At 39.1% G+C, this 23,239-nt stretch carries 13 protein-coding genes; 6 read left to right on the forward strand and 7 right to left on the reverse strand.

What is annotated here, in order from left to right; all coding sequences use genetic code 11:
* The first annotated feature begins 64 nt into the window (after positions 1-64).
* Positions 65-976: a helix-turn-helix domain-containing protein gene (locus QM491_RS16645; RefSeq protein WP_283328707.1), complete on the forward strand. Its 912-nt coding sequence runs from the start codon at positions 65-67 to the stop codon at positions 974-976.
* 120 nt (positions 977-1,096) lie between these two features.
* Here QM491_RS16645 and QM491_RS16650 read toward each other — a convergent pair whose 3' ends face one another.
* Positions 1,097-2,017, reverse strand: a complete 921-nt coding sequence (locus QM491_RS16650; RefSeq protein ID WP_283328709.1) for a CE1 family esterase — start codon at positions 2,015-2,017, stop codon at positions 1,097-1,099.
* Positions 2,018-2,580: 563 nt separating this feature from the next.
* On the opposite strand from QM491_RS16650, the gene QM491_RS16655 reads away from it, so the two are divergent.
* The 5 genes from QM491_RS16655 to QM491_RS16675 all read left to right on the forward strand — a co-directional run bounded on the left by QM491_RS16655 (position 2,581) and on the right by QM491_RS16675 (position 14,263).
* A complete protein-coding gene (locus QM491_RS16655) occupies positions 2,581-5,445 on the forward strand; it encodes a TonB-dependent receptor domain-containing protein (RefSeq protein WP_283328711.1) in 2,865 nt (954 codons plus the stop codon).
* A gap of 157 nt (positions 5,446-5,602) precedes the next feature.
* Positions 5,603-7,036, forward strand: a complete 1,434-nt coding sequence (locus QM491_RS16660; protein WP_283328713.1) for a glycoside hydrolase family 1 protein — start codon at positions 5,603-5,605, stop codon at positions 7,034-7,036.
* 170 nt (positions 7,037-7,206) lie between these two features.
* Entirely contained in the window at positions 7,207-8,400 is a 1,194-nt protein-coding gene (locus tag QM491_RS16665) for an MFS transporter (RefSeq protein WP_283328714.1), read from the forward strand.
* A 301-nt stretch (positions 8,401-8,701) separates the two neighbouring features.
* The gene (locus QM491_RS16670) at positions 8,702-10,813 is read left to right on the forward strand and encodes an outer membrane protein assembly factor BamB family protein (protein WP_283328715.1); all 2,112 of its coding nucleotides are present in this window, start codon (positions 8,702-8,704) and stop codon (positions 10,811-10,813) included.
* Between the two features lie 177 nt (positions 10,814-10,990).
* Positions 10,991-14,263 carry a glycosyl hydrolase gene (locus tag QM491_RS16675; RefSeq protein WP_310589578.1) on the forward strand — a complete coding sequence of 1,091 codons (3,273 nt, stop codon included), beginning with the start codon at positions 10,991-10,993 and terminating at the stop codon, positions 14,261-14,263.
* A 256-nt stretch (positions 14,264-14,519) separates the two neighbouring features.
* Here QM491_RS16675 and QM491_RS16680 read toward each other — a convergent pair whose 3' ends face one another.
* The 6 genes from QM491_RS16680 to kdpA all read right to left on the reverse strand — a co-directional run bounded on the left by QM491_RS16680 (position 14,520) and on the right by kdpA (position 23,224).
* Positions 14,520-16,211, reverse strand: a complete 1,692-nt coding sequence (locus tag QM491_RS16680) for a sensor histidine kinase (RefSeq protein WP_283328717.1) — start codon at positions 16,209-16,211, stop codon at positions 14,520-14,522.
* Positions 16,208-17,326, reverse strand: coding sequence for a sensor protein KdpD (locus QM491_RS16685; RefSeq protein WP_283328719.1), 1,119 nt, complete (start codon positions 17,324-17,326; stop codon positions 16,208-16,210). Before QM491_RS16685 ends, QM491_RS16680 begins: the two co-directional genes overlap by 4 nt.
* A 99-nt stretch (positions 17,327-17,425) precedes the next feature.
* Positions 17,426-18,496: a porin gene (locus QM491_RS16690; protein WP_283328720.1), complete on the reverse strand. Its 1,071-nt coding sequence runs from the start codon at positions 18,494-18,496 to the stop codon at positions 17,426-17,428.
* Positions 18,497-18,715: 219 nt separating this feature from the next.
* Positions 18,716-19,267 (reverse strand): K(+)-transporting ATPase subunit C, encoded by a 552-nt coding sequence (gene kdpC / locus QM491_RS16695; protein ID WP_283328722.1) that lies wholly within the window; start codon positions 19,265-19,267, stop codon positions 18,716-18,718.
* Between the two features lie 186 nt (positions 19,268-19,453).
* Positions 19,454-21,478: a potassium-transporting ATPase subunit KdpB gene (kdpB, locus tag QM491_RS16700; RefSeq protein ID WP_283328725.1), complete on the reverse strand. Its 2,025-nt coding sequence runs from the start codon at positions 21,476-21,478 to the stop codon at positions 19,454-19,456.
* A gap of 48 nt (positions 21,479-21,526) precedes the next feature.
* Entirely contained in the window at positions 21,527-23,224 is a 1,698-nt protein-coding gene (gene kdpA / locus QM491_RS16705; protein WP_283328727.1) for a potassium-transporting ATPase subunit KdpA, read from the reverse strand.
* Between the last annotated feature and the right edge of the window lie 15 nt (positions 23,225-23,239).

The raw sequence follows: 23,239 nt of genomic DNA on the forward strand, positions 1-23,239 counted from the left end.
GTGCTTTATCCCTGTTATTTTGAAGACAAGTTTTGCTTTGGCTAAACTCACAAACCTGAAAACTATGCAAGAGAATAAACAAAAATTAGCTCCTATGTCACCAAGGGAGCTAAATCTTCATCATTTTGGTACTGAGTGGAAAATGAATGTGACAGAGTTTCATCATCTTTTTCACATCAATAAAATAGAAGAGGTGCGTGCTAAAATCAAGTTTCCGCTACAGCCACACCGCAAAACAGTGTTTGATTTTATTTTATTGACTCAGGGTCATTCTGTAAGAAGTAAAGGCTTGCATAAATATGAGTTTAGTAAAAATACTTTTTTCTTCTTGCCAGCCTATCAGATTTCCACACATGAATTTATGAGTGAAGATGCACAAGGGTATTTTTGTCATTTTGACTCAGAAATTTTTAATAAATTATTTCCTCACAGTCCATTCGACGATGATTTTTCTTTTTGGCATTTTGCCGAAGATCCTATTATCGAAGTGGCAGAAGAGATGCTTCCTCCAATTATCAATATCTTGGAACGCTTGCAAGTAGAATATCTTTCTAATAAAAGTTTTCATACCCAATTGATAGCGGCCTATCTTTTGGCATTATTCAACGAACTAAGCGTTATTAAAAAAAGTACAAAGGTAGCTTCTAAAAACGCCGCTTTGCGTGTTACTGAGCGTTATAAAGACCTTTTATCGCAATATATCTACCAGACCAATAAAGTTTCGGAATATGCTTCTATGCTGGCAATTACGCCCGATCATCTCAATAAATGTGTAAAAGCTACCATAGGTAAAACTTCTCAAGAACTTCTGGCTGATATGATTATTCTAGAGGCTAAGGTCTTGCTCAAACAAACAAGCTTGTCAATTAGTGAAATTGCTTTTAAGTTTTCGGAAACAAATCCAAGTGATTTTAGTCGTTTTTTCAAAAATAAAATTGGGCTTTCTCCCAAAGAATTTAGACAATCGTTGTTGTAATCTATTTCGGATTGCTGATGTTAGATTGCGGAAGTGTAGGATATTTTTTAGAATTGGTTTTGCCTTTATTTGAGAAAATGCTAGCTAACAAAGGCAAAACCAATTTCTTTATTCCATTCTCTACGGTAATTTATACTGTTGAAAGAAACTCCAAATTACATCGTTGGCGACGATAGCATCCGAAATGGCATCGGCGCCTGCACGTACTTTGTCACCGCCAGGCCATGAGTGCCCACCATCTTCTGTTAAATAAATTTGAATAGCGCTATTATTACAATCTAGCCATTTGGTAAGGGTGTATTTTGTCAAAGTATTAACAGCCTTGACACTAGTATTACAAGCATCTATTTCCAACCACGTATTGATACCCGTCATAACGGGTGGCACTACAAAACCTAACGTACTTCGTCCACCAGTGTAGGGTACTTTGGTGTCAAGCTTAGAATGAATATGTAAGATTGGTACCGACCTAGACGCCAAACAAGGACTTGTTGTTACCATGGTTCCTGCCACGGGCGCAATAGCCGCAATTTTGTTAGAAAGCTCACAGGCAAGTCTGTAGCACATCATAGCGCCGTTTGACATTCCTGTTGCATAGATTTTTTTAGTAGAAAGTCGTGGATACTTTTTGTGCAAATCATCGATTAGATTACTAATAAATTTTACATCATCTATTTGTTTTTCAACGGCATAGTCACAGCAGGTTCCTGCATTCCATGTTCTTGCACCCAAAATACCGTCGCTACGTACCCCCTCTGGATATACAATGGCAAATTGAGATTGGTTAGCTTTATCAGTCAAATAATAATTGGTTTCCATTTGTGTGGCATTTCCCCCACCACCGTGTAAAGCTATTACCAAAGGCACGTCTGAACTTTGATTATAATTGGGTGGCAGGTTCAATAAATACGTTCTTGAAAGCGCATCGACTGTCATAGTTCCCTCTACTCTCAACGATGATGTAGTTGGTAAAGTGGTATCATTTTTTTTACAACTCCCCAAAATTAGAGAGGTCAGCAATAGTAAAACGGCATTTTTCATAAATACAAAAATAGAAGATTAAAGATTTCCCTTTGGATTTGCCACAATTCAGAAGGATTAATGTTGAATTACATTTTCCAGTAAAATGAGTGTTTTTACTATAAAATTTTTGCATAAACAGTACAACGGTTCACCTTGTGAATTCCAATAAGCACAACCAAGAGGTCTCTATTTTAAATTATTACAAAATTCGGGATGACTCATGTCTGCTAGTTTTCTAGACTATTAATAATGACCATCTTTGGATTGCATTAAAAAAAATCTCACTACTCAACATGGAGATTCCTCCAAAAGAATCGCTTCAAGGAAAGAAATTCTTTCTAAATAACGGATTTTGCATATTAATCACCGTTTTGTGCTAATTTTTCCTTTTTTAATGTAATTAGTTTTGTACAACAAATTATTCGAACTGTTATAAAGTGATGGGATGTGTAAATCATTAAATCACAAAAAAAGCTGATAAAACGGTCAGGTTTTATCAGCTTGAAGTCCTCCAATACCGTGGGAAGTGGCAGAGGACAAACGGTTTGGTTCATGTAGTACTCAAACACAATTACAAAAAAATGGGAAATAATTCATTTACGAAAAGAATTTTCTTTGTTTTTCTGGTGACATTAATCAATCTATCGGTTTTTGCACAACAGCGCAAAGTCACAGGAACAATAAATGCGACCACAGGTCAGGTACTGGTAGGCGTAAGCGTTGCCATCAAAGGCACCAGCAAAGGTACTACTACAGACGCTAACGGAAAGTATGGAATTGAGGCTAATGGCAACCAAACGTTAGTGTTTTCTTTTGTAGGATACCAAAGTCAATCCGTACAAGTAGGCAATCGACAAACTTTCGATATTACGTTAAGTGAAGCTACCGAAAATCTCGATGAGGTAATCGTAACGGGGGTATTTGATAAAAGAACAAAGATGGAATCTTCTGTCGCTATTTCGACGATGAACGCCAAGCAAATATCTTCTTTGGCGATTACCAGTGCGGCAGATTTATTGAAAAACATTCCAGGCGTATATGTCAACAATGCCAGAGGAGAAATTGCCAATACGGTATATTCAAGAGGTATTGCTGCCAACTCGATTGATAATTCTTCAGGGTATTATTATGTATCGATGCAAGAAGATGGATTGCCATTGATGAACGTCAACTATGGAACAGATAATTACCTGAGAGCCGATATTATGACCGAGCGTTTGGAAGCTGTAAGAGGTGGAACGGCTTCAATTTTGGGTGCTAATGCCCCTGGTGGTATTTTTAATTATGTCTCAAAAACAGGTGGTAGCACCTTTCAAGGTGAAGTAAGAACCAAACTTGGTTTGGAAGGCAATGGCAAAAATCCTTTTTATCGTGTAGATGCTACGATGGGTGGTCCACTCAGTAAAGATGGCTCATGGACCTATCAAGTTGGTGGATTTTACAGGGTTTCGGATGGAGCAAGATACCCAGGCTATGCGAGCAATAACGGTGGACAGTTGAGAGCTAATGTGGTAAAAAACTATAAATCTGGTAGTTTGAAAATGTTTGTAAAAGTACTTGATGACCGCAATGCGCAGTCTGAGTTTATTCCGACACAAGGTTGGAACAATCCACAAGTGATGTCAGGGCTTTCGACCACAGATTCTTATAATTTACCAGCCGTTTCCTTAACCATTCCTATCAATAATACAGGTACGGCAACATTTAACTCGAAAGATAAATATTATAATCGTGATAAAACTTTTGGCGTAAACTGGGTACAGGACTTGGGTAACGATTGGACTTTTAAGAATGACGCCAAAATCTCTTCCAAACACATGACAGGAAGTGTGCCTGCTGTTGTGACTCCTTTTGCTACAGACAATATCGTATTTTATGCTTTACCTCACTTACTTCAAACAGGTAAACTAGGTACTTATACATTTACCGATAAAGTAACGGGGCAAAACTTGGGTACAATGACTTTTGTGCCGAATATCATCAATGGCAATTTTGCTGGATTCAAGTTTATTCCAGGTGCTAATAATAACTTCCCAGGAGCTAATGTACAGCAAAACTCCTTATTCTTTTTGCCATTATTTTATCAAGATATCAAGATTGATGAATGGATGAATCAATTTTCCTTCACGAAAAAGTTGAGCAATATGAGTTTCAACTTTGGTGGATTTGCGGCATCGTCGCATGTCACACGTGCGGGCGGACAAGAGGATTCGGGGGTAGGTGTGGGTACTATCCAAGACCAGCCACATTTGGTAGATATTAAATTAAATGGTCTAGATGGTAAGACTTATCAAATTACAGATCCGAATGGATTTATGGATTTGGGAAGGGGAGGAGTCACCACTTCAGATGCTACAAAATCACAAATGGCTTTGTTTGTAGGGCATAATTGGTCTATTACACCAGACCTAAATTTGGACTGGGGACTTCGTTATGAACATACCAATTACAAAGGTTCAAATACGCCAGTTACCCGAAATGCCAACGAAAATAATCCTGCTTGGGGTGGTACAGACGGAAACCCATTGACCGTGTATGACAACGGCGGTGGAACGGCAGGAACACCATTGCCTTTTGATAAAACAATCAATACAGTTTCTTTTTCGGCTGGGTTAAACTATAAAATCAATGAGGGAGCAGCGGTATATGTACGATATTCTGATGGTAAAAAAGCCCCAGAAATAGGTCAGTTTTTTAGCGCAACTAGCCAGTTTTTGATTAACAGTTTGAATACAGACGCACAGCATATACAACAAATAGAAGCAGCCTTAAAACTTAAGAAAAACCGCTTTAGTTTGAATGTAACGCCATTTTATAGCTACTTAAGCAATGTGCCAAACTTACAATTTGCGTTTCAAGACTCGAACGGACAAAACTATAATCCAACCACGCAATATGGTAAGTATCGTACCTACGGGATCGAATTGGAAGGTACTGTGGCATTCAACGAAAATCTTAGCCTCAGAGCTCAGGCAACGTTTCAAAATTCTAAAGCTATCGAGTATAAAACATGGATTTCGAGCGGTGTAAACGCTAGTCAAGATGTGCTATTAGATTTTTCAGGAAACGAAACAGACAACAATGCACAAGTCATGTTTGGTCTTACACCGATGTATCAAAAAGGCAAATTTAATACCTCGTTCAACTATTACTACATGGGTTCACGACAAGCCAATATTCCGAATGCTTTCAAAATGCCTGCATTTGGTCAATTGGATTGGAGCGTTGGGTATGATGTTAATCCAAAATTGCGTTTGCAGGGAAATATCAATAACGTAACCAATGTATATGGTGTATTGGGCTGGTCTGGTCCTGGTGGATTTCCAGCGGCACTAAATCGCCAAGGGTTTACCAAAGAATATGTAGCTGCCAATCCTAATGCTGTGTATTCAACCCAAGGTTCGATGCCTCGTGCCTATTTCATTACGGCGAGTTATAAATTCTAAGGTTCTCAAAAGAGGTGTAACCCACCTCTTTTTCAACTAAGTAAGGAGATGGGATTAGTTAATTGTATATCCGTTATTTGGAAGTACTCACAATCAGCAGGATATAGCTATGTGATTAATCTAACCTTTCCTGTTTCTAATATCAATGTTTAGCAAGATGAAGCAATTAAAAATAAGTTTGAGTTTTTTACTCTTTTGTACGAATATTTTAGTTTTTGGACAAAAAAAACAGCCTTTCTTTTGGGGAGTAGCCACGGCCGCTTATCAGGTAGAAGGCGCTTACCAGACCGATGGTAAAGGAGAATCAAAATGGGATTTTTTGACCAATAAAGTGGGTATAACGCAATTTACCATTGGGGAAAAACAAACGGGTAATATGTCTATCAACATGTATGACCGCACGCAATACCTCAAAGATTTGGCATTGCTCAAGCAACTTGGTGCTAACTCTTACCGCTTTTCTTTGGATTGGAGTCGCATCATTCCCGATGGTACGGGGGCTGTTAATGAAAAAGCATTAGCACATTACGACCAATTGATTGACGATGTGCTTGCGGCGGGTTTAGAGCCATTCGTGACGATTTATCATTTCGATTATCCCGTTGTTTTGATGCAAAAGGGCGGTTGGGGCAATCCTGCTATGGTTGATTGGTATATCAATTATGCGTCGATTGTCATGAAAAGATTTGGTAAAAAAGTCAAACATTTTATTACATTCAACGAGCCTTACATTGAGTTCTTTTTAGTAGAAAATATGCTTCACGAACAAGAAAGCAAGCATATTCCTCCTAAAGAATACTATATGAGCCAAATGCAAAAGGCTCATAAACAACTCATTGCCAATGCTAAAGCCATTGAATTGTATCGTTCATTACAGTTGAAAGGGCAAATTGGTATCGTACTGAATGTAAATCCCGGAGCTGCTTGGAACGCCAATAATGCAGCCGATGTAAAAGCTGCAAATTTTCAAGATATTCTGATTAATGGCTTGTTTTTAGATCCATTATACAAAGGAAAATATCCCCAAATGGCGATGGATTCTTTGGCAAAATACAACCCTAGTTTTCAACCAAGTGCGAGTGATTTGACCTTCATTGCTCAGAATAAGCCTGATTTTTTAGGCATAAATTTCTATGCTCCTGCCGTAGTAAAGGGCGAAGATTCGGCTATGTCTTTGAAATGGCTAGACAATAATCCTGATGCCATCAAGTCGAATGTTGGTCCTGTTATGCCTGAATATTTGTACAAAATGCTCATACGCTTGAAGAAAGAGTACGGCAACCCAACAGTGTATATCACTGAAAACGGGACAGGATTTGCAGGAGAAGATGTTGTGAAAAACGGAAAAGTAAACGACCCTTTGCGCATTGACTATATCAAACGCCATGTAGCTTATGCCTTAAAAGCAAAAAGAGAAGGCGTAAACCTAGGAGGCTATATGGTTTGGAGTGGTTGGGATAATTTTGAATGGGTTTCGGGATATACCAAGCGTTTGGGACTCATTTATGTCGATTTCAAAACACAAGAACGCATTCCAAAACAAAGCTTTTTTGAATACAAAAAATTGATTCAGAAGTACAAAGGAATTTAAAAAGGCTCTGCCACAGTGATACCGAGCCAGCCCAGTATGATGGCAAAATAATCGAAAAATAGGCCTTCAAAACCAAGCATAAACCCGAAATAACCCTGCTTAAGGTCATCGGAGGAAAGTACGATTTTCCAACGGAATAAATGACAAGGTAGTACTATCTCTTTTTAACCATGAAAAAAATACTTACCTATGAAAACGGACTAGTAGCCTTGATGGCCTTGGTCTTTGGCTGTCTTTTTTTTGACAGATTAGCCCTCAACTTTTTGATTCCTTATGTGGCAAAAGATTTGTCCTTAAATGATACCCAAATAGGACTGTTGGCGGGAGCCTTGTCGTTGGCTTGGGCTTTTTCCAGCTATTTTTCAACAGCTTGGGCAGAAGCCAATGCCAAAAAGAAAACCGTTTTTTTAGTAGCAGTAGGTGTTTTTTCTTTGTGTTCGGTAGGATCGGGGATGGCAAGTAGTTTTGTCACCTTGTTTGCAGCTCGTTTACTGATGGGATTTTCGGAAGGGGCAGTGATACCTTTAGCACAAAATTTTGTAGAAAAAGAATCATCTCCCCATCGTTTGGGGCTAAATGCTGGTATTTTACAAGGCGTAGGCTCAGCTTTGTTTGGGTCTATTTTAGCTCCAGTCGTATTGGTAAAAATAGCCGAGCAAATCGGCTGGCGCGATGCCTTTTATGTGGCAGGTGTGCCAGGGTTGGTATTAGGCTTATTGGCATGGCGTTATATCAAGGCTTCAACTGCTGAAAGTATTGCCGTAAAAGAAGAGAAAAGTATCAATGTCCACGAACTTTGGCAGTATAACAACGTTCGTTGGGGTATCGCTGTGGCCTGTTGCGTATTTGGGTGGTGGTTTGCTACCCTGCCTTTTATTTCAAAATACTTTGTCACCGTTCAAGGCATGACTCCCGACGAAATGGGAAAAACGATGGGACTTTTGGGCGTATCTGGCTTGCTATCGTCGATTATTGTACCTGCCCTTTCCGACAGAATAGGACGTAAGCCCGTCATGTTTATATTCATGGCATTGGGTGTATTATATCCCCTCACTGTATATGCGTTGGCTGGTTCGGCTTTCCAATTGCCTGCTATGTTTGTCACGTATTTTATGATGGGATGTTTGGCCATGGTTGCCGCCGTAATACCTTCAGAAGCAGTGCCAGCACACCTAAGAGCCAAAGCTATGGGCTTGATTATGGGGGTAGGCGAAATTGTAGGTGGTGTGCTTATCCCAGCTTTGTCAGGTATTCTCTCTGACCAAATCAACGCTAGCGCATTTTTGGGTGTTTCGGGATTATTAGCGATGCTGGGATTAATTTTTGTGACTCAATTACAAGAAAAACCTCAGTTAGAAAAATAGATATATGTTTGGTTTTATAGTTTTAAGTTGCTCAAAATCATAATGATATTGGATTGCGGAAGTATAACTTTCTTTAACCCTATGTTTTTAAAAAATGAGTGTATTTTTCAATATTTCCGAAATCAAAAGTCCCCAATCCACAATTGTTTTAGGTGATTGATTCATATATGAGTTGGTAAAAACTTGTTATTTATTGGCTAAAGAAGAACCCACCAACAAATAAGTATAATTTTTCTGGTATAAAATTTACCTTTGTTGGTAATCTAAGAATCAATAACCCCAAGTTTTTACTATCAAATTTATGAAAATCAGAATACTTAGTTTTTCCTTGCTCTCGGTTATAGCTATGCTAAGTTGGGCTTGGATGAATAAAAATCAAGGAACAGAAAATGATTGGAGTGACTACCTCGGTGGCGCAAATCGTAATCATTATTCAACTTTGAGACAAATTTCGCCTGAAAACGTCGGTCAGCTTAAAGTAGCGTGGACGTATGCGCTTCCTGACTCTGGACAAATGCAGGTAAATCCTCTAATCATCGACGGGGTGCTGTATGGCGTGAGTGCTTCTGTGCAAGCTTTTGCTTTGGATGCTTCAACGGGTAAACAATTATGGAAATTTGGCGACCCGCTCAAACATTGGTCAAGTACCAGTCGAGGTGTGTCGTATTGGCAAAAAGGAGATGACAAAAGAATTTTATTTACTACTGGACCAAGTTTGTGGGCTTTAGATGCCAATACAGGCAAACCAATTGATAGTTTTGGCGAGAAAGGTAAAATCGATTTACATAAAGGATTACCAGAAATCGCCCAAAACAAGTTTATCATCTCCAACACCCCCGGGACGATTTTTGAGGATTTGATTATTATGCCTGTGCGTTTATCGGAGGGTGCAGATGCTGCTCCGGGAGACATACGAGCATTTGATGTGAAGACTGGCGCATTGGTTTGGGCATTTCATACTATTCCATATCCTAATGAATATGGCTATCAGACTTTTCCTAAAAATGCCTATCAAAATAAAGAAATCGGCGGTGCCAATAACTGGGCTGGAATGGCTGTAGACAAAGAAAATGGTATTTTATTTGTGCCAACAGGCTCGGCAGCGTATGATTTTTATGGAGGAAATAGAAAAGGGAAAAATCTTTTTTCAAACTGTTTATTGGCGCTTGATGCTCGTACAGGCAAGCGCATTTGGCATTTTCAGACAACGCACCATGATATTTGGGATAGAGACTTACCAGCACCTCCCAATTTGTTGACAATTACGCAAAAAGGTAAAAAAATCGATGTGGTAGCGCAGGTAACCAAACAAGGATATGTGTATGTGTTTGAGCGCAAAACAGGAAAACCTATTTTTCCAATCAACGAAATGCCTGTGCCTAAATCAAGTTTAGCAGGAGAAATAACATCGCCAACCCAGCCGATTCCAAGCAAACCTAAACCTTATGCTCGACAATCAAATACAATTACCGAAGCTCAGATTAGCCCTTATGCTGAAAACCGAGCGGAGTTAATAAAAGAGCTAAAAAAACTCAAAACAGCGATATATCAACCCGGTAACAAAACAGGCGTATTGCTATTGCCCGGCTATGACGGAGGCGCTGAGTGGGGTGGCGCTGCGGCCGATCCAGAAGGAACGCTTTATGTCAATTCTAATGAAATGGCATGGATTCTCAAAATGGTTGAATCACCCAAGAAGGCTCAATTGAGTCAAATGACCACAGGAGAGAGATTATATTATGCTCAATGTTCGGCTTGTCATGGCAAAGACCGAATGGGGAATCCTAAAAGCAATTATCCGTCCTTGTTGGGTATAGAAAAAAAATACGATAAAGCCTATATCAACCGAATTATTAGTACTGGAAAAGGAATGATGCCCGGTTTTACGGCTATCTCGGCAAGTGACAAGCAAGCCATCGTTTCGTTTTTGGTAGGAGAGGAGAAAAAAGAAGTAAGTGCTTCTAATCAAGCAGATAATGAGCCTTATATTCCTTTCAAAAGTGATGGGTATAACAAGTTTTTGGATAATCGTGGTTTGCCAGCGATTGCACCGCCTTGGGGACAACTTACGGCTATAGATTTGAATACAGGGGAGTTTAAGTGGCAAATTCCTTTGGGTTTTGACCCTCTACTTGCCAAACAAGGTATCAAGAATACGGGTGTTGAAAATTACGGTGGTCCTGTCGTTACAGCAAGTGGTTTGTTGTTTATCGCTGCTACCAAAGATGGTTATTTTAGGGCATTTGATAAAAATACAGGCAAGCTTTTGTGGGAAACACAATTACCTGCCGCTGCCTTTGCAACACCTTCTACTTATGCGGTGAAAGGAAAACAATACATTGTTCTCGCCTGTGGGGGCACAAAACTGGGTACACCCAAAGGAAATTTATATGTAGCCTTTGCATTACCTTGATAAAAAACCTTTAGGGCGATGGATTAAAAAGGTACAACCTATTTACCATTGCCCTTTTAATCTATTTTTTTATGAGAAAAGTTTAAAAAAATGAGTTAAAAAATTAAAAATAGACTCTTCCGAATAAAACCTTAATGTTGAAAAGTCAATCCTGACAATTTCAAAAACAATAGAACTATGAATCATTATCGTAAAATGCTGGCCATAGCCTTCGGACTATGTGCATGGGATTCCTTTGCCCAAAACAAAGCCGACTTTCAAACCATTCCTAGCGATGCCAAACCAAGAGTTTGGTGGCATTGGATGAACGGCAATGTAACCAAGACTGGTATCCAAAAAGACTTAGATTGGATGAAGCGCATAGGAATTGGGGGATTTCAAAATTTTGATGCCAATCTATTTACCCCTCAAGTTGTACCTCAAAAATTGGTGTTTATGACACCTGAGTGGAAAGATGCTTTTCAATTTACGACCAATTTGGCGATTCAAAATAACCTTGAAATGGCGATTGCTGGCTCACCGGGCTGGAGTGTGACGGGTGGACCTTGGGTAAAACCTGAGGATGGGATGAAGAAATATGTGTGGACTGAAATGACTGTTTCTGGGGGTAAGAATTTTACAGGAAAACTCCCACAACCTTCCGATATTACAGGAAAATTTGGAAATGTACCCAGCGCTGTTAGTTCGTTGACAGGCGGTGTGCCAGCCATATTACCCAAGTACTATAAAGATGCACTTGTAATTGCTTTTAAAAAGCCCAAAACAGAGGCTGATTTTACAAAACTGAATCCAAAGGTAACGTCTAGTGGGGGAAGCTTTTCGCTCAAAAGTTTGACAGATAATGATTTAGATAAATCCTCTTTTTTGCCACCCGCCGAAATTGGGCAAGACATGTGGGTACAATATGAGTTTGAAAATCCTCAAACATTTAAAGCTTTCTCGGTGTCAGGGGCTGTGCATACGCCTTTAGAGGAGTTTGAAGGTGGTCCCAACAATAGGAGTCTACAAGTGAGTCAAGATGGTGTTACTTTCAAGGAAATTGCCAAAGTTTCGGGAAGTATTGTTCCTCATAACACGATTGCTTTTCCTGCTACTACAGCCAAATATTGGAGATTAGCCTATAAAACCTTGCCTCCAACACCTAATATTTTTGGAGGTATGTTTGGAAGCGCTGAAGCTGCTAAACCTGAAGGTGTAAATCTCGCTGAATTTGTGTTGTATAGCAGTGATAGAATAGACCAATTTGAAGATAAAGCGGGTTTTACTCCTTGGAAAGAAACCTCTTTTTCTACCCAAAATACCTCAGATATAATTTTGCCAACGGAGGTAGTAGATTTGACTTCAAAGATGACAGATGACGGTACACTTCAGTGGCAAGTTCCTGCTGGAGAATGGGTTATCATGAGATTTGGATATTCGTTGACAGGTCGCCAAAACCATCCAGCTTCACCAGAGGCTACGGGCTTAGAGGTGGATAAACTAGACAAAGAGGCTGTTCGAAAATACATCAATACCTATCTTGACATGTATAAAGATGCTACTGGCGGACAGATGGGGGCTAAAGGTTTGCAATATATGATTTTGGATAGTTATGAAGCTGGACACATGACTTGGACAAAGGCATTTCCTGAAGAATTTCAGAAAAGAAGAGGATATGACATCAAAAGCTGGCTTCCAGTGCTGACAGGTCGTGGAATAAAAAGTGCTGAAGCTAGTGAACGATTTTTATGGGATTTTAGAAAAACAATTGGAGAATTGATTGCTGAAAATCATTATGATGTGATAGGTGAGGAGCTAAAAAAGCGTGGAATGAAACGCTATACCGAATCGCATGAAAATAAGCGTATTTATCTGGCAGATGGAATGGATGTGAAAAAGAACGCAGATATTCCTATGTCGGCTATGTGGACGCCAGGCAGTTTGGCGGGTGGCTCAGACGAAGAACCACGAAGCGAAGCCGATATTCGTGAGTCTGCATCGGTGGCCAATATTTATGGTAAACCTATTGTGGCTGCCGAATCTATGACTTCGGTTGGAAATGCTTTTAGTTTTCATCCTGAAAAATTAAAACGAACTGCTGATTTGGAACTAGCTTCGGGTTTGAATCGATTTGTGATTCATACCTCTGTGCATCAACCTTTGGATGACAAAAAACCTGGGTTTTCACTTGGACCATTCGGACAATATTTTACTCGTCACGAAACTTGGGCAGAGCAAGGTGGTAAGGCTTGGATGGAATATTTGGGAAGAAGCTGCTATTTATTACAACAAGGAAGAAATATAGCAGATATCTTGTATTTCTATGGTGAAAATCAAAATGTTACCTCTGTATGTCAACAACAATTACCGACTATTCCGAAAGGGTATGAGTTTGATTTTGTGAATGCTTCAGCCCTAAAAGATGCTATTTCGGCTAAAAATGGAAAGTTGGTATCCTTGGCAGGAAACCAATATTCTGTCTTAAAAATTGACGATAATGCTCAATATATAACCGTTGCAACTCTTCGCAAAATCAAACAATTTGCGGATGCTGGCATATTGATTATTGGTAAAAAACCTTTGAAATCACCAACTTTGTCAGATAGTGAATTGGAGTTCCAGAAATTGGTAGATGAGATTTGGAAAAAGAACAATGTGGTCGAAAACTGGGAGGCTGCTCAAAAACAAGCATTTCCTCAAGCAGATGTTCGTATTGCGCAAACCAATCATGCTATTTTGTTTAGACACCGTTCTGGCGAATCTGAGATTTATTGGTTAAACAATCGCAATGAACAACCAACTGATGCCGAAATAAGCTTTAGAGTAACAGGAAAAACGCCTGAACTATGGAATGCCCAAACAGGTACAGTCGAAAAGGTATCATACCAAATCAAGGAAGGAAGAACCATTATTCCTATTCATTTTGAGTCATGGGATGCTGTTTTTGTTGTCTTTAAGGAAAATACAGACCAATCACAAAATAGTTTGACACAACTCAAAGAAGTAAATGCAACCACTATCGCAAGTCCTTGGAAAGTAAGTTTTGGAGAGAAAAACGTTAATCTCACTCAACTAGGTTCTTGGTCCGACAATACTGATAATGATATCAAGTATTTCTCTGGTACAGCTACTTATGAAAATACATTGGCGGTTTCTGCTATCAACTCAGGGACTCAATATTGGTTGGATTTGGGTGAAGTAAAAAATATAGCTGAAGTATGGGTTAATGGAAAAAGTGTAGGATTACTTTGGAAAAAACCTTTCAAATTGGATATTTCTTCGGCTTTAAAAGTTGGGGATAATACTCTGACAATCAAGGTGACAAACCTTTGGGTAAATCGCCTGATTGGAGATGCTCAACCTGAAACGAAGGTAAAAACTACCTTTACAACCATGCCTTTTTATCAAGCGAACTCACCTCTATTGCCTTCGGGGCTTTTGACAACAGTAAAATTGATTGAAAAGAAATAGTATTGCTGGCGATAAACACGAGTCATTCTAAATTGAGTGATTTGTGATTGAGCGAATGAGTGATTATTTTTAATCTACATTTTCTAGTAGAGACCAATACTTTGCGTCTCTACAGCTAGAATACTAATTCTATAATAATCACTCATTCGCAAATAACTAGTTCAAGACTTAGTCTTGGACTTATTTTTTTTAAAGTTTCTAAACTTTATAAGATTAGACCACAACTGTCTATTAATACGCTAAATCATCGCTCAATTTACCCTTGATAAATCGGTAAGGAGAATTGGAAGATAGCTCCTTGTCCAAACTCTGATTTTACCTGAATGTGTCCTTGTTGTGCTTCAATAAACTGTTTGGCAATCGCCAAGCCCAAACCTGTACCTTTGGGACTATTAGGCGCTTGGAAGTATTTATCAAAAATCCGATCAAGGTATTTGGCATCTATCCCTTTGCCAAAATCTTGTACGCCAAAAACAACCATATTTTGTTCCTGAATGACAGAAATCAAAATTTTACTTTGTACCTCACTATAGCGTATGGCATTGGTCAGTAGGTTGACCAAAACCCAAGCCGTTTTTTCAGCATCTGCCCAGACTTGAGGCAGGGCAGGAGCAAGGTCAATTTGGAATTCAATAGATTTTTGTTGTGCCTGAAATCCTACAGCCATGCTAGCATAATCAATAATCTGAATCGGTGAAACCGCTTCGAAAGCTAAATTGATTTTACCACTTTCTACTTGAGTCAAATCTAATAGCTCGCCAGTGATACCTAATAAGCGCTGACTTTCGTCTTTGATATTTTGTAACAATCCTTGTTGCTCGGCATTTAATTCTCCAATTTTGGAGTTTTCGAGCAAGGATAAACTCATTTTAATAGATGAAATAGGTGTTTTAAGTTCGTGCGAAATCGTAGCTATGAAATTTGTTTTGGCAGCATCTAGCTCATGATATTTGGTGATATTTTGGAGAATAATCACTTTCCCTAAAAGCTTTTCTTCATTTTCTACCAAAATCCATTCTTTCGAAAAATAGGATTCTTTTCCGCCAGTATATATTTTTATTTCCTGATTATCAGTTGATTGATTCAATAAGCTACGCATCAAGTCGCTATGAAGTGCTACATCCAGAGCTGATTTTCCCACTAAATCCTCTTCACTGATATGTAACAAATCTAAGGCTACCGAATTGACAAATAGAATATGCTGATGGTCGTCAAGCCCAATAACTGCATCGTTGAGTTTGTTGATAATAGCCTCGATTCTTTTCTTTTCAGAAAGAATTTGTGCCAAACTCGAATGCTCATATTCATCAAGTTTTTGCGCCATTTGGTTGAAGGCGGTAGCCAATTCACCAAACTCATCATTCGAGCTAAAATGCAATCTTTGCTCATAATTTTTAGCAGTAATAGCTTTAATTCCTTCGGTGAGTTGTTTGATTGGGCTAGCCAGATAGGCAGGAAAGTTGATGACAAAAGTAAATGAAATTAAAAGACAGATAATAGTGATGATTTTCAAATAGTTAAGGGCTTCTTGAGAAATCATTTGCGCTGCCTCATTTTTTCTAAAAATAGCATTTTGATTAATTGTCGCTATTTCAAAAAGGTGTGCTTTTATACTAGGTAAAAATTGAAGGTCATGCTGAGTTTTGTACAAATTCCATACCTTTCTCAATTCGATTGTTTCTTCTTTTTCTCCTTTTTCGGTCAGGTTTTTTTCCTGTTGCTGAAGGTTTTTTTCGAAAGTAATCATCGCCAAACTATCTGTCTGTGTATCCAGATCAAGACTTTCCTGCATTTTCTGGACATAGCTTATTGACTCATAGTTATCGGTGAGGATATTGGCTGATTCTTCTTTGAGTTGATTGAGATAAAACATGCCCATGCCTCCAAGCAAGACAATAACTCCGAATAAAAACAAAAGACCTAGTTGTAATTTGGTTTTGATAGTCATGACAGTAATATTAAATCAATCGGACTCGAAGATAATTTTTTTAGTAATTGGGTAAAAAAGTAGGCTGATTTTAAGCCTCTAAAACCTTCAATAATAGGTTTGCCTAAACACACCGTTGTAATTTGTTGTTGTTCGGCAAAACTCATAATCGTATAGCCGACATCGTTGTGTTTAATTTTGACCACTTCTGCCCCCAATTCAGTTGCCAATTTGAGGTTGTTAATCAAATGTCTTTGTACTGATAAATCAATTTTATCGCCTGCTTCACTTTCGGATTGTACATACAAAACAAACCATTTGGCATCGTAATAAGAAGCTAGACGAGCAGTTTTACGAATAATCATTTTGGCGCGTGGCGCATTGGAGCTAACACAAGCCAAAAACCGCTGTGGACTCAGTTTTACGGCGCTTACTTCATGAATCACTTTTCGTTCTACCTGATGCGCTACTTCTTTGAGTGCCAATTCTCGCAATTGAAGGATATGAGCAGACTGAAAAAAGTTTTTTAAAGCTGTTTCAATTTTGGCAGGCTCATAAATTTTTCCTTCTTTCAATCTGTCAATCAATTCGTCGGCGGTCAGGTCAATATTTACCACCTCGTTGGCTTGTTGTAAAATCGCATCAGGGATTCTTTCGGTGACTTCAACCTCGGTAATTTGTTTAATTTCTTGGTTTAAACTTTCGATATGTTGAATGTTTACCGCCGAAATCACATTGATTCCTGCATCGAGAAGTTGTACGACATCTTGCCATCGTTTTTCATTTTTTGAACCTTCTATATTGCTATGAGCGAGTTCGTCGACAATCACAACTTCTGGATGAATGCGCAAAACACCTTCCAAATCCATTTCCTCCAACAATTTGCCCTTGTAAAAAAGCTGTCGCCTAGGAATGATTGGTAAACCATCGAGCAGAGCGTGTGTTTCGACACGAAGATGCGTTTCGACAAAAGCAATTTTGACATCTACCCCATTTTTCAAAAGGCTATGTGCCTCTTGAAGCATACGGTAGGTTTTGCCTACGCCTGCACACATTCCTATGTAAATTTTGAGTTTTCCTCTTTTCGACGCCCTAATCAGTTCCAAGAAATAGGCGGCAGTATTTGTTTCGGACATAAAGGTTGTATTTATAGGGGTTAGGGGATAGGCAAAAAGGGAATAGTGTTAACCTAAATAATTCCCTTTTTGCCTAGTGCCTCTTGCCTGAACCCTATTTTAAAACTGCACCGCAATTGAGCTGGTGATAGCTAAATTGTCATTTTTGCTTTGGGATTTTTCGGTAAAAATGGTTGAGTTGGCGTGATAATTTTTTGCCTCAATTCTAAAAACTGCATTGTCTGTTACTTGGTAGTCCCAATTTAGTGAATAGCCTGATACTTGGAATCCTTCAGGGGTATTGGTGGGTATTATTACCCCATTTTTGTCTTGATAATATTCGTACCGAGCGGCTAGACGCATTTTGGAGGCTAATTGATAACGGACAATCGCCACAGGCGAATACCAATTATTGTAACCATCTGTATTTGCTTTTTGCTGTGAACCATAGTCAAAACCTGCGATGAATCCCCATTTTTCGTGTTGATAAATAGCGTAAAGGTTTGAGAAATAACGCTTTTGGCTAATTCCATTGATTCCTTCATTGCCATAATAAGTACTCCAGTTGAGAGTTAAGTTTTCGTTGGGTTTATGAGTAATTTGTGTTCCCAGACTAACAGTTTGATTTCCATCTAGTCGTTTGATACGTTGCCAACCGTTGAGTGCCAATACGCTTGCTGTCCATTGCTGATTGGGGCTTGCATAGCTAAGTTTAGCGCCAGACTCATAATAAGGAGAGTTTTCGGCTAGAATACTTCTGGTGAGCGTCCAACAGTCTTTTGAAACAGCGCTTTCGAAACCAATATGCGAAGGCAAAATACCTGCATCGAGCCAAATTTCGTGTTTTTGACTTAATTTAATTCCAACATTTGCTTCAAAAATATGCTGTAACAAAGGGCTTTCAGCTGCCAGATTGTACTGAGCATAAGTACCTGCCATAATGGCTAAATTGGCGCGAGTACGATTGGATGAATAATCTCCTTTGATATACGCTAGGTTGATATTGAATTCATTATGACGATTATGATTGTACAAGAAACTAGGACGTAGATGGTCGTCGGGTTGGTTAAAATCATAGGCATAATACGCATCTACATAACCAGACCAAGTCATGGTAGAGTTGTTTATTTGAGCCAATCCTTTACTCAAAAACATTAGCACTGAGGCACAAATCAATAGTAATTTTTTCATGGTTTTGTTTCAAATTACCTTAGCCTCAAAGGCTAAGGCATGGTTGTTTTTAAAAGGGACTTATTTTTTTATTTGGGATTGCTGATTTCGGATTTAAGAAATAGGGAAATGTACTTTAATTTTTATAAAATTTGAACCCCAAAAAGTAGCTTACACTTCCGAAATCCGAAATCCCCAATCCGAAATTGGTTGAAATCCTTCACAATTCTACATTAGCACTTACAATCTATCCAAAGCCAAATTAAGCTCAAGTACATTTACAAAAGGAGTCCCCGCAGGCGATTTTTCGAGGCTATTAATCACTACTTTTTGAATAATTTCTGTAGAATGGTTTCTTGCTTTGGCGATTCTAGCAACTTGAACTAAAGCGCTTTGTAAAGAAATATGTGGATCCAGACCGCTTCCCGAAGCTGTCAATAATTCTGCTGGAATTTCGCTTGCTTTGATACTTGGATTATGTACCAAAAAAGTATCACGTCGAGCTTGAACAGTTTGAATATAGTCGGGGTTTGAAGGACCTTTATTTGAACCACCCGATACCCCTGAGTCATAATTTACTGCCGAAGGGCGACCCCAAAAGTATTTGTTTTGGGTAAATACCTGTCCTATTTGACGAGCTCCAACGATTTTATCACGAACTTTAACAAACGCTACATCGCCTTTATTAGGTGTAAATTGAGCGATTCCTAAAACTGCAAGAGGATATATAACTACCAACAAAATGAAACAAGCAAGGCTTAATTTGATGGCTGTGAAAAGTTGATTTTTCATAATGATATTTTTTTAATTGAGTAGGCAAAAAGATGAAACCTGCAAAATTTTGCCTACTCCAATGAGTAATATGATATTCAAACTTCAGTTGAAGGGCTGAAATTGAAGTTTAGAGTTTGTTAAACAGCTAAGGGAGAATGAAGAATTATAGATTAAAAAATCACATTTACAATTCTTCATTCATATTTAAAACCAAACTGACACTAGCATATCGAGTAATTTAATACCAATAAAAGGTACTATAACGCCGCCCAAGCCATATACTATGAGATTTCTTTGTAATAAAGCTGAGGCTCCAATTGGTCGATATTTAACCCCACGCAAAGCCAATGGTATCAAAATTGGAATAATGATGGCATTGAAAATTACTGCCGATAAAATAGCACTTTCAGGCGAATGCAAACGCATGATATTCAAAGATTGCAAAGCTGGAATACTTGCTACAAATAAGGCTGGTACAATCGCAAAATATTTTGCTACGTCATTGGCAATCGAGAAAGTCGTAAGCGTACCACGAGTCATCAACAGCTGTTTACCGATTTCTACAATCTCGATTAATTTGGTTGGGTCGTTGTCCAAATCCACCATATTACTTGCTTCTTTTGCTGCGGCAGTACCCGAGTTCATAGCCACACCCACATCGGCTTGGGCTAGGGCAGGGGCATCGTTGGTACCGTCACCCATCATGGCCACGAGTTTACCACTGGCTTGCTCGGCTTTGATGTAGTTCATTTTGTCTTCAGGTTTGGCTTCTGCAATAAAATCATCAACCCCAGCTTTTTGGGCAATATATTTGGCAGTCAATGGATTATCGCCTGTCACCATCACAGTTTTTACACCCATTTTTCTCAAACGTTCAAACCGTTCTTGAATACCTGTTTTGATAATATCTTGTAATTCAATAATACCTAAAACTTGCTGGTTTTGAGCCACTACCAAAGGCGTACCACCATTACTGGCAATGCTTTTGGTTCTTTCCACTACCTCTTCGGGAAAAGAGTTACCTGCCTTTTCTACCCAATTTTTGATCGAGTCCATAGCACCTTTTCTGATACTAATATTACCTAAATCCACGCCAGAAGCACGGGTTTCGGCGGTAAAAGGAATGGCTTTGGCTTCCATCGGTAATTTAGGAATCGTATAGCCGATTTGACTAGCCAATTCTATGACTGATTTCCCTTCTGGGGTTTCATCGACCAATGAGCTTAGCACAACTGCTTCCACAAAATCTTCCGTTTTTTGATTAGGAGCAGGATAAAAATGCGTAGCCTTACGGTTACCAATAGTGATAGTACCTGTTTTATCCAATAACAAAACATCTATATCTCCCGCTGTTTCTACGGCTTTACCTGATTTGGTGATTACATTGGCACGCAAAGCTCTGTCCATCCCTGCGATACCGATAGCAGATAAGAGCCCCCCAATTGTAGTTGGAATTAAACAAACAAAAAGAGATATATAAGCCGCAATCGTGATAGGTGTATTGGCGTAGTCAGCAAATGGTTTAAGACTCACACAGACGATGATAAAAATTAAGGTAAAACCAGCTAGCAAGATAGTCAAGGCTATTTCATTAGGCGATTTCTGGCGAGAAGCTCCTTCAACCAAAGCAATCATTTTATCCAAAAAGCTTTCGCCTGGTTGTGTGGTTACTCGTACTTTAATTTTATCAGAAAGTACTTTTGTACCACCTGTCACCGAAGATTTATCACCACCTGCCTCACGAATCACAGGTGCAGATTCGCCCGTAATGGCTGATTCATCGATCGTCGCCAAACCCTCAATAATTTCTCCGTCGCTTGGAATTATGTCGCCAGCTTCACAAATAAATAAGTCCCCTTTGGTCAAACTTGAAGAACTCACCGATTGTATTTGGTCATTTTTGAGCAATTTGGCAGGTGTTTCTTCACGAGTTTTACGCAAAGATTCTGCTTGTGCTTTGCCACGTGCTTCGGCAATAGCCTCGGCAAAATTGGCAAACAATAAGGTCAGAAAAAGAACAAAAAATACAATAGCATTATAGACAAACGAACCTTGGTCGGGTTGAGAAATACTATAAATACTTACCAAAAACATCACCACCGTACCGATTTCAACCGTAAACATGACAGGGTTGTGGTACATTTGTTTGGGACTGAGTTTTGAAAATGCTGCTGATAAAGCCTCTTTTACCATCTTTTGGGTAAAAAGCGCATTGGATGTCGTTTTCATATTGTCGATTGAGTGTTGGGATAAAAGCATTTATCTGAACTCAAGTTTTTATTTCAAAGAAAAATGTTCTGCTAATGGACCAAGCGTTAAGGCTGGGAAGAAGGCAAGGGCTACTAGGATTAAAATTACGGCAAACATGAGTATCCCAAACGTCAAGGTATCGAGCTGTAAAGTTCCTGCACCAGAAGGAATATGCTTTTTCTTCGCCAAAATACCTGCAATAGCCACAGGACCAATAATGGGAATATATCTACTCAAAATCAGGACAATACCTGTTGAGATATTCCAGAATGGCGTATTGTCGCCTAGTCCCTCAAAACCAGAACCGTTGTTTGCTGCCGATGAAGTATATTCATAAAGCATTTCTGAAAAGCCATGAAATCCTGGGTTGTTGAGCCAACCAATATCTGGTTTTTGATGCGCTACATAAGTAGCTATTCCCGTTCCTAGCAAAATCAAGAAGGGGTGTAAAAGTGCAATGAGCGTGGCAATTTTCATTTCTCGTGCTTCAATCTTTTTCCCAAACAATTCAGGGGTACGTCCTACCATCAAACCTGCAATGAATACGGCAATGATGATAAATACATAAAAGTTGAGAAACCCCACACCAACGCCTCCATACAGTGCATTAATCATCATGCCTAACAGAGCGCTCATTCCTGTCAGGGGCATCAAACTATCGTGCATCGCATTGACCGAACCGTTGGACGTAACTGTCGTAATGATTGCCCAATAGGTAGAAAGAGTTGTTCCGAAACGGGTTTCTTTTCCTTCCATATTTCCCAAAGTTTGAGTAACTCCCAAGTGGTCAATAGCGGGATTACCTTGCCATTCGAAATATAAGGCAGGAGCTATAAGTGCCAAGAAACCTACGGTCATTACGCCAAAAATTACCAAAGCCAATTTTTTACGATTGAGGTAAAACCCTAAGGCAAAGACCATTGCAATGGGAATCAAGATAATACTGATACTTTCAATAGCATTACTCCAATACGTTGGATTTTCGAGTGGGTGACTAGAGTTAGCGCCAAAAAAACCACCACCATTAGTGCCTAATTGCTTGATAGCGACCATCGCTGCGGCTGGTCCACGAGCCACTTGTACGGCATTTCCTTCAAGCGTATGGATATTAGCTTTCCCCTCAATATTCATCGGAACCCCTTCGAAAAGAAGCAATCCTGCCACTACCAATGCTAACGGTAGCAAAATACGTGTGTTCGATTGAATGAAATAGGTATAGAAATTTCCTAGTTTTTGACTTGTTTGTTCACGCATAGCCTTAAATACTACAGCACATGCAGCCATACCTGTTGCGGCAGTGACAAATTGCAAAAACATCAAGCAGGTAATTTGACCTAAATAGGACATTCCTGTTTCGCCTGAGTAGTGTTGTAAATTACAGTTTACCAAAAACGATACGGCAGTATTAAAAGCCAAATCGGGAGACATAGAAGGATTGTGGTCGGGATTCCACGGAAGCCATCCTTGGTTCATCAAAATAAACATAGCGAACAAAAACCAAATCAGGTTGATGCTTAAAAGTGCTTTTAAACTTTCTTGCCAAGTCATTTCGAGCTTGGGATTGATTCCGCCAATTTTATAAAAAAGTCTTTCTATGCCTCCAAATATTTTATCGCTCCAATGCGGAGCACCTGTATAAATGGCAGAAATATATTTTCCTAAAGGCCATGCCAGTAAAATTGTAAGTATAAAGGTGGCAACGATGCCTAATAAATCAGTTTCCATGTTGGGTAATAGGGA

Source organism: Flectobacillus longus, assembly GCF_030056705.1.
GTDB lineage: Bacteria > Bacteroidota > Bacteroidia > Cytophagales > Spirosomataceae > Flectobacillus > Flectobacillus longus.